General features: G+C 71.4%; 5 protein-coding genes. All 5 read right to left on the bottom strand.

Annotated elements, in window-relative coordinates:
* Positions 1 to 104: 104 nt before the first annotated feature.
* Positions 105 to 617, bottom strand: a complete 513-nt coding sequence (locus tag AC507J_RS30530) for a GNAT family N-acetyltransferase (protein WP_496293703.1) — start codon at positions 615 to 617, stop codon at positions 105 to 107.
* Positions 614 to 1,543 (bottom strand): ribonuclease Z, encoded by a 930-nt coding sequence (locus AC507J_RS30525; protein ID WP_496293701.1) that lies wholly within the window; start codon positions 1,541 to 1,543, stop codon positions 614 to 616. The genes AC507J_RS30530 and AC507J_RS30525 overlap by 4 nt, the downstream gene beginning before the upstream one ends.
* Positions 1,544 to 1,947: 404 nt before the next feature.
* Positions 1,948 to 3,141, bottom strand: a complete 1,194-nt coding sequence (locus AC507J_RS30520) for an osmoprotectant NAGGN system M42 family peptidase (RefSeq protein WP_496293699.1) — start codon at positions 3,139 to 3,141, stop codon at positions 1,948 to 1,950.
* Positions 3,138 to 5,018, bottom strand: a complete 1,881-nt coding sequence (gene ngg, locus AC507J_RS30515) for an N-acetylglutaminylglutamine synthetase (protein ID WP_496293697.1) — start codon at positions 5,016 to 5,018, stop codon at positions 3,138 to 3,140. The genes AC507J_RS30520 and ngg overlap by 4 nt, the downstream gene beginning before the upstream one ends.
* 2 nt (positions 5,019 to 5,020) lie before the next feature.
* Positions 5,021 to 6,805: an N-acetylglutaminylglutamine amidotransferase gene (locus tag AC507J_RS30510; RefSeq protein ID WP_496293695.1), complete on the bottom strand. Its 1,785-nt coding sequence runs from the start codon at positions 6,803 to 6,805 to the stop codon at positions 5,021 to 5,023.
* Positions 6,806 to 6,900: the final 95 nt, after the last annotated feature.

Below are 6,900 nucleotides of genomic sequence, written 5' to 3'. Positions count from 1 at the left end.
AACCCGAAGTCCGCTACGCCGCAGAGTAACCACGGCACATTTGCCCTACCCATCAATAATAGGGGGCCCTTCCTCTACCGCAGGCGTTAAGAGGGGGCCCTTCCTTACCCCAAAGCGCGGGTGTAGCGGAGCTGGGGGGTGTGGGTGGTGCCGATCATCTCCTCGCGTTCCGCCCCGGTCGGCCGCCAGCCGCCGCGTTCGTAGAAGCGGCGGGCGTGGGCGTTGTCGCGCAGCACCCAGAGCGCGGCGCGGCGACAGCCGCGCGCCCGCATGGCGGTCAACGCGTCGACCATCAGGGCGCGGCCGATACCCCGGCCGCGCTCGGTCGGCTCCAGATGGATGGCGTTGAGCAGCCCGGTGCCCGGGTCGCCCTCGTCGTCCGGGCCGAGGTAGCTGAAGCCGGCGAGGGTGCCGTCCCGTTCGGCGACGGTCATCCGGTGGTCGGCCTGCTCGTACTCCCACCGGGCCACCCAGTAGTTGCCCATGGCCGCCGGTGTGGGGTCGGCCAGCGCGGCCGGCGGCAGGAACGACGAGTACGCGGCGATCCGGGACCGCTGGTGCAGGGCACCCACCGCCATCAGGTCATCGGCGGTCGCCGGACGGAGCGTGACGATCATCCGGCCGAGGGTACCCGTCGGGGTGGCACCTGAACCGTGGTCAGGTCCTCGGCGATCACCAGGTCGCCGTCGAAGTGGGCGCGGGCCTCGTCGGCGAAGCGGGCCGGGTCGGCGTACCGCTGGGAGAAGTGGGTGAGCACCAGTCGGCGTACCCCCGACTCGGCCGCCACCCGCGCGGCCTGGGCGGCGGTGAGGTGCCCGACCTCGGCGGCGAGCGCGGTCTCCGAGGCCAGGAAGGTCGCCTCGATCACCAGCAGGTCGGCCTGCTCGGCCAGCGCGTACACCGCGTCGCAGAGGCCGGTGTCCATCACGAAGGCGAACCGCTGCCCGGGGCGGGGCACGCTCACCTCGGCCCGGGTGACCCGGCGCCCGCCGTGGTCGAGGTGGCCGACGCGCTGCAACTCGCCGACCGCCGGCCCGCCGATGCCGTACGCGGCCAGCCGCTCCGGCAGCATCCGGTACCCGTCGGGCTCGATCAGCCGATAGCCGTACGTGTCGATCGGGTGGCGCAGCCGGCGCGCCTCCAGGACACCGGAGCGCAACGCGATCCGTTGGCCGTCCGCCTCGATCGGCGTCACGGCCAGTTCGGCGGTCTCGTGGAAGGAACTGGCGTGCCGCAGCCGGGCGAAGTATTCCGCGCCCTCGGCCGGGAAGTGCACCGCCACCGGATGCGGTACCCGGTCCAGGGAGAGCCGTTGGATGGTGCCGGGCAGCCCGAGACAGTGGTCGCCGTGGAAGTGGGTGACGCAGATCCGGGTGAGGTCGGTGGCGGTGACGCCGGTGTACAGCAACTGCCGCTGGCTGCCCTCGCCCGGGTCGAAGAGGATCACCTCGTCGTCCCAGCGCAGCACGTACCCGTTGTGGTTGCGGGCCCGGGTCGGGGCCTGGCTGGCCGTCCCGAGCACCACCAGTTCCCGCATTGACACGTCGACCTCCCGCCGGCCCGACCGGGCCGTGGCATGAAAAGACCCCCGGGCATCAAGCGACCCCCGGGCATGAAAGACCCCGGGCATAAAGCGACCCCCGGGGCTTCCGCGTTGACGCGGGCCGGCTGGACTGGGCCGGCACCCCGGGGGTCGGGTGGCTTGTCGTGGATTCGCCGCACCGCTGCCACACGGTCTCGACGACTCTTACCGTGCCCACCCGCAGGGGTGGACGCACTGTCGAGGACAGCGGCTAGCGGACAGCCACCTCACGAGTCCGATTGCTATACAAGTCTGGACCACCTCCTTTCCCGTGTACCGCCACGCTATCCAGCGGCGAGCCCGGCGGCAACGGATTTCGATCACATCCTGCGGTGCCGGGACCGGTGGGCACCGGCGACGCCGGCTCAGGAGGCGGGGGCGATGCCGATCGGGCCCTCCCGGGGGCCGTCCTCGCTGGCCGGCTGCACCGACAGGGACGGGAAGTCGGCCAGGTCGCCCTCGGGCTCGGCGTCCCATTCCGGGAACACCAGGTCGCTCTGGAGGTAGAGGCAGAGCAGTTGGGTCAGGTGGCGCAGCCCTTCCAGGTGGGTCCGTTCGTGGCCGTGGGTGGCGTCGACACCGAAGCCGACAAGCGCCACCCGGGCGTGGGCGCCCGCCTCCACCGCCGCCGCCACGTCCGAGCGGTAGTAGTCGAAGACGTCCCGGACCAGGTCCACGTCGTGGTCCCGGGCGATCGCGGCCAGGTTGCGGGTGAGGTGGTAGTCGAAGGGGCCCACACCGTCGCCCATGGCCAGGGTGGCGGCGTCCTCCCGGGACTGCTGCCCCGGCGCGACCACCGCCGCGTCCACCGAGACGATCTCGGCGACGTCCGGGTCGAGGCCGTGTGAGGCGCCGTGGCCGATCTCCTCGGTCACGGTGATCAGCAGGTGCGCGCTGACCGCCGGCGTCACCCTGGCGTCGACCAGGGCCTTGATCGCGGTGAGCACCGCGGCGACGCCGGCCTTGTCGTCCAGGTGCCGGGACTTGACGAACCCGCTGGGGGTGATCGTCGGGTTGGGCAGGAAGGCCACGAAGTCGCCCGCGTCGATGCCGAGCGCCCGCAGGCCGGCGATGTCCTCCACCGGCTCGTCGACGCGAACCTCGACCTGCTCCCAGCCGATGCCCTGCTCGTCGACCGCGTCGTTGTAGCGGTGCCCGCTGGCCTTCAACGGCAGCACCTGGCCGGTGATCACCCGCTCCAGGTCGTCGGTGAAGATCCGTACGTGCGCGCCCTCGGCGAACCGGGCGCTGTGCGTACCGATCTGCTTCAACTCCAGCCGACCGTTCTCCTTCAGCCGCTTGACCATCCCGCCGATGGTGTCGGTGTGCACCACGATCGCCCGGTCCGCGCCGGTCTGCCGAGGGCCGGGCAGGCAGGCGCTCAGCGCGCCCCGGCGGGTCAGCGTGGACGGGATGCCGAGCGCCGAGAGCCGTTCCCCCACGTACTGCTGCACATGGTCGGTACGCCCCGAAGGGCTGGGGATGTCCAGCAGTTCAAGCAGTACCTGGCGCAGGTAATCCAGGTCGATCGGCAGCGGAAGGATCTTGCGTACGGTCATGCCTGTGATGTTGCCGCACCCGCCGGGGTCCACAGCCGTTGCGGTGCCCGAGTCCCGGGAAAGAGCAGATCCACGAAGCGTTCGGCGGTCGGCTGCGGCTCGTGGTTGGCCAACCCGGGTCGCTCGTTTGCCTCGATGAAGACGTGCTCGGGCTGGTCCGGGGCCGGCACCAGCAGGTCGAGCCCGGTCACCGGGATGTCCAGCGCCCGGCTGGCGGCCACGCACGCCTCGGCGATCACCGGATGCAGCTCGCCGGTGACGTCGTGGATGGTGCCGCCGGTGTGCAGGTTGGCGGTCCGGCGTACCACAAGCAGCTCTCCCTCGGGCAGTACGTCGTGGAACTCGTACCCGGCCTCGGCGACCACCTCCCGGGTCATGTCGTCAAGCGGGATGCGGGACTCCCCACCGGTGGCGGCGGCGCGGCGGCGGCTCTGCCGCTCGATCAACTCGGCGATGTCGTGTACGCCGTCACCCGTGATCGCGGCCGGTCGGCGTACCGCCGCGGCCACCACCTCGTGGTCGATCATCACGACCCGCAGGTCCTCACCGGCGCAGAGCTCCTCGAGCAGCACCTCGGGGCAGAACCGGGCGGCCAGCTCGACGGCGGCGGCCAGCGCCTCGGGGGTGCGTACCCCCACCGTGATGCCGTTGCCCTGCTCACCCCGGGCCGGCTTGACCACCAGGTGACCCACTTCGGCCAGGAACTCCGCGTCGGCGGAGTCGCCGGTGGCGGTGCGCCCGCGCGGCACCGAGAGGCCGGCCTCGGCCAGGATCCGGCGGGTGACCCGCTTGTCGTCGCAGCGGCTCATCGCCACCGCCGAGGTCAGCTCGGAGAGCGACTCGCGGGTGAGGATCGTCCGGCCGCCACTGGTCAGCCGCAGCTCACCCCATTCCGGGTCGGTCACCTCCACCCGGATGCCCCGCCGCATCGCCTCGTCGGCGACGATCTTCGCGTACGGGTTGAGCTGGTCGTAGCCGGCCGGCATGGCCGGCAGGAACAGCCGCTCGTTGATCGGGTTCTTCCGCTTCACGCAGAGCGTGGCGGTGCGGTAGAAACCGAGCCGCTCGTAGAGCCGGATCGCCCCGGCGTTCTCGGCGAGCACCGACAGGTCCACGTACGCCCGGCCCCGGGCGATCAGGCGGTCGGCCAGCTCGGTGATGAGCGCCTGGCCGGTGCCGGGGGGTGCCTGGTTGAAGTCGACCGTCAGGCACCAGAGGCTGGCGCCGTTGTCCGGGTCGTCGAAGACCGCCACGTGATCGACCCCGGTGATGGTGCCGACGATCTCACCGGTCGTCACCTCCGCCACCAGGTGCAGGAAGCGGTCCGTGGCGGCGTTGTCGACAAGCGTGTCGACCGGCGCGGTGACCATGCCGTTGGCCGCGTAGATCCGGTTGACCGCGTCCGCGTCGGCGGCGTCGCGCAGCCGGCGGATGCGTACCCCGGGCAGCTCCGACCGGCTGTCGGCAGGTGCCGGGGTGTCGGCGGTGCCTGCCTCCTCGCTGGTGCCGGCTGCCGCTCGGCGGGCGCCGCCCAGCGGCAGCCGGTAGGTAAGCGACGGGTCGATGAACAACTCGTCGGGGAGCCGGGAGACCAGCACGTGCGGATCGCGCAGGTAGATGCAGATGTCCCGGGCGCCGGCCGCCTCGGAGCGCAGCACGTCGGCCACGGCGGCCTGATCGGGGAAGGTCTGCCCGAAGACCAGCCGGCCCCAGCCGCAGTCGAGCACGACGCCTTCGTCGCCGCGTGGGCGTTCGGTGTCCGCGTCGGTGCCGCCTGCGGCGATCGGATCACCACCCGGCCCGACCCGCTCGTACCGTCGTCCCGCGCCTCGACCGCGGTCGGTCCGGGCCACTCCGGTGGCCAGGGTGCCGGTCATGCTCAGTCGATTCCGTGGCTCTGGAGCCACATTTCCAGGAGTCCGAGTTGCCACAGCTTGTTTCCGTTCAACGGGGTCAGTTCGGCGTTGGGAGCGTCGAGCAGGGCGTTGACGTAATCGGTGCGGAACAGGTCGCGGCGGCGGGCCTCGGGCGCGTGCAGGGCGTCGCGTACCCGGTCGAGGAGCTTGCCCTCCAGGTGGGTGAGGCCCGGCACCGGGAAGTAGCCCTTCGGCCGGTCGATCACCTCGTGCGGCAGCACCTGGCGGCCGATCTCCTTGAGTACGCCCTTGCCGCCCTGGGCGAGCTTCAGCTCGGGCGGGCAGGCGGCGGCCAGTTCCACGAACTCGTGATCCAGGAACGGCACCCGGGCCTCCAGCCCGTGCGCCATGGTCATGTTGTCGACCCGCTTCACCGGGTCGTCGGTCAGCATGATCTGGGTGTCGATGCGCAGGCCGGCGTCGACGGCGGTCTGCGCGCCGGGGCGGCCCAGGTGCGCGGCGACGAACTCCCGCGCCGGGTCTCCCTCGGCGAGCCAGTCGGGGTTGAGCACCCGGGCCAGCCCGGCGGCGTCGCGGTCGAAGAAGGCCCGGGTGTACGTGTCGAGGGCCTGCTCGCGGTCGACCCGGTGCAGCGGCGGGTACCAGTGGTAGCCGCCCAGGATCTCGTCGGCGCCCTGGCCGGACTGCACCACCTTGACGTGCCGGGACACCTCCTGGCTGAGCAGGTAGAACGCCACACAGTCGTGGCTGACCATGGGCTCGCTCATGGCCGCGACGGCGGCCTCCAGCGGGGGCACCAGGTCCCCGGCGGCGACCCGGATCTGGTGATGGTCGGTGTCGAAGGTCTTGGCCACCACGTCGGAGTAGCGGAACTCGTCGCCTTCCCGGCCACCGACCGCGTCGAAGCCGATGGAGAAGGTGGAGAGCCCCCGCTGCCCCTCACCGGCGAGCAGGGCCACCACCAGGCTGGAGTCCAGGCCGCCGGAGAGCAGTACGCCGACCGGCACGTCGGCGACCATCCGGCGACGTACGGCGGTGGTCAACGACTCCAGCAGCGCGTCCTGCCAGTCCTTCTCCGACCAGTCGGCGTGCTCGCTGCGGCGCAGGAACGGCGGGTCCCAGTAGACCCGCTCGTGGCTGCGCCCGTCGGTTTCGTAGACCCGGACGGTGGCCGGGGGCAGCTTGCTGACCCCGCGCAGGATGGTGCGCGGCGGCGGCACGATGCTGTGGAAGCTGAGGTAGTGGGCCAGCGCGACCGGATCGATCGTGGTGTCCACGCCCCCGCCGGCCAGCAGCGCGGGCAGGGTGCTGGCGAAGCGCACCACGCCTGGCGACTCGGCGAGGTAGAGCGGCTTGATGCCGAGCCGGTCCCGGGCGAGCACCAGACGCCCGGTGTCCCGCTCGCTGATCGCCACGGCGAACATGCCGATCAGGTGGTCGACGAAGTCGAGCCCCCACTCGGCGTACGCCTTGATCACGACCTCGCTGTCGCCGTTCGAGAAGAAGCGATGGCCCTTGGCCGCCAGTTCGGCGCGCAACTCCCGGTAGTTGTAGATGCAGCCGTTGAAGACGCCGGTCAGGCCGGCTGCGGAGTCGACGATGGGCTGGCCGCTAGCCGCGGACAAATCGATGATCTTCAGTCGGCGGTGGCCGAGCGCGGTCGCGCCCTGGGACCAGACCCCACTGTCGTCGGGCCCACGGTCGCTCATGGTGGCCGCCATGGACTCCACCGCAGCAACGTCGGCGCGTGACCCGTCCCGCCGGAACTCCCCTGCCAGTCCGCACATGCCAGCCCATGCTGCCAGAGGATGTTGCGATTCGCCTGTTGAGACTATGACGTTCGTGTAACAGCCTTGCTAGAATCCGCGCCCCCGCGATCAAC

The sequence above is a fragment of the Micromonospora sp. PRAS1 genome (assembly GCF_059553435.1).
Note: the sequence above shows the minus strand (reverse complement) of the source record. Positions and strands in the feature narration are given on the sequence as shown.

Coding starts and splice junctions, on each gene's coding strand:
- AC507J_RS30530 (WP_496293703.1), bottom strand. CDS start 617: ATGATCGTCACGCTCCGTCCGGCGACCGCCGATGACCTGATGGCGGTG.
- AC507J_RS30520 (WP_496293699.1), bottom strand. CDS start 3,141: ATGACCGTACGCAAGATCCTTCCGCTGCCGATCGACCTGGATTACCTG.
- ngg (WP_496293697.1), bottom strand. CDS start 5,018: ATGACCGGCACCCTGGCCACCGGAGTGGCCCGGACCGACCGCGGTCGA.
- AC507J_RS30510 (WP_496293695.1), bottom strand. CDS start 6,805: ATGTGCGGACTGGCAGGGGAGTTCCGGCGGGACGGGTCACGCGCCGAC.